The 1,673-nt window shown below is 73.0% G+C and carries 1 protein-coding gene; it reads right to left on the bottom strand.

Annotated elements, in window-relative coordinates; translation table 11 throughout:
• Positions 1 to 1,499 (bottom strand): glucan biosynthesis protein G (locus tag GRF61_RS24035; protein WP_169153137.1); only part of this gene is annotated, 1,499 nt, incomplete at its 3' end.
• Positions 1,500 to 1,673: the final 174 nt, after the last annotated feature.

Genomic DNA, 1,673 nt, shown 5'->3' with positions numbered 1-1,673 from the left:
ACATAGCTCCAGGTCTCGGAGCGGGGGCGGTCGGCGGCGTGCTCGTCCGGGTCGAACAGCTGCAGGCGCAGTTCCACCGGTTTGGCGGCGTCGGCCCGGCGCAGGCGCAGCGTGGTGCGCCAGCCTTCCAGCGCCGGGTTGGCGGCCAGCCGGGTTTCCAGCAGCTCGGCGTTGTCGCCCACTGACACCACCGCCCGCACAGGCCGGTCCGGCGGCAGCTTCGCGTAGCCGGGGTCGGCGAAATCCACCCGCAGCCACAGCTCGTTGCTTTCGCCCTGGCGGTCGTGGCCGACGCGGGTCTGCACCACCCAGGCCTTGGGCGGGTGCGGCGCCTTCGCGGTGCGCCAGGACAGGCGGTAGCCGAAGTCGTAGGGCTTGCCCGGCGCCGGCGCCTGCTCGGGCACCCAGTAGGCGACGACGTTGTTGTTGAACTCGTCCGGCGTGGGAATCTGCACCAGCTCCACCTGGCCCGGCCCCCAGGCGCCGCTGGGTTCCACCCAGGCGCTGGGCCTGAGCTCGCGGCGGGCGTCGATGTCCTGGTAGCTGGCGAAGTCGCGGTCGCGCTGCATCAGGCCGAAGCCCTGCGGATCGTTGAGGGCGAAGGCGGTGATGAGCAGTCGGCGCGGGTTGGACAGCGGCCGCCATATCCATTCGCCATTGGCGGCCAGCACCGACAGGCCGTCGGCATCATGCACCTCCGGGCGGTAGTCCTCGCCGCGCGCCGGCCGGTTCTCGCCGGCGAAGTGCATGCTCGCCAGCGGCGCCAGGCCGAGCTTGGCGGCCTGGGCGCGGGGGTAGAGCCGCGCCCGCACCTCCTGCACGCTGCCGTGCGCGTCCGGCTGCAGCACGAAGCGGTAGGCGCCGGTGTAGCGGGGTGAGTCCAGCAGGGCGTAGATCACCAGTTCGCGGGCGCTGGCGGCCGGGCGCTCCAGCCAGAACTCGACGAAGCGGGGAAACTCCTCGCCGCTGGGCAGGCCGGTATCCACCGCCAGTCCGCGCGCCCAGGTGCCGTACTGTTCCTCGTCGCCGGGCGAACGGAACAGGCTGGCGCCGTGGAAGGCCAGGGCTTCCTTGCGCGGGCCGCCCTGCTTGCCGCGTTTGCCGCTGAGCACCCGCAGGCCGGCATAGCCCAGGCCCTGGGCGTTCTTCAGCTTGGCGGCATCCACCGGGGCGCCGCCGTAGTCGAAATCCTCCGGGTCGAAGCGCAGCTCGCGCACGCCGTCGGCATCGACCTGGTTGATCTTCACCGGTGCGGCGTAGTTCAGCCCCGGTGGGAAGAAGGCAACTTCGAAGGCGCCGCCGGCGCCCGCCCACAGCGCGCGCTCCGGCTTGTGGCGGATGCGGCGGTAGTCGTCGTAACTCAGCTGGCGCAGCTCCGCCGGCAAGGTTTCGGCCGGCGGCTTGTAGGCGGATTCGGCCAGCTGGCGGGCGCGCTGGGCGACGTCGTTGAAGCCAAAGGCGGCGAAGGTCGCCGGGGCTTGCAGGCTGGCTGCGAGCAATAGAAGCAGGAGCGCCAGGCGGAGGTTCGCCGAGGCGGGAGAGGGCGGACGCAGGAGCGCGAACGGTGCCAGGCGCGAACGGGCAGCCGCCGCGCCGGCCGCCCAGCAGGCAGCGGCGCGGCGGCGGGCCGCGGAAGGGGCGATGGGGGGGCGCATGCCCGGCCGGCTCAGCGC

The sequence above is a fragment of the Azoarcus sp. TTM-91 genome, from assembly GCF_012911025.1.
Classification (GTDB): domain Bacteria; phylum Pseudomonadota; class Gammaproteobacteria; order Burkholderiales; family Rhodocyclaceae; genus Azoarcus.
Note: the sequence above shows the minus strand (reverse complement) of the source record. Positions and strands in the feature narration are given on the sequence as shown.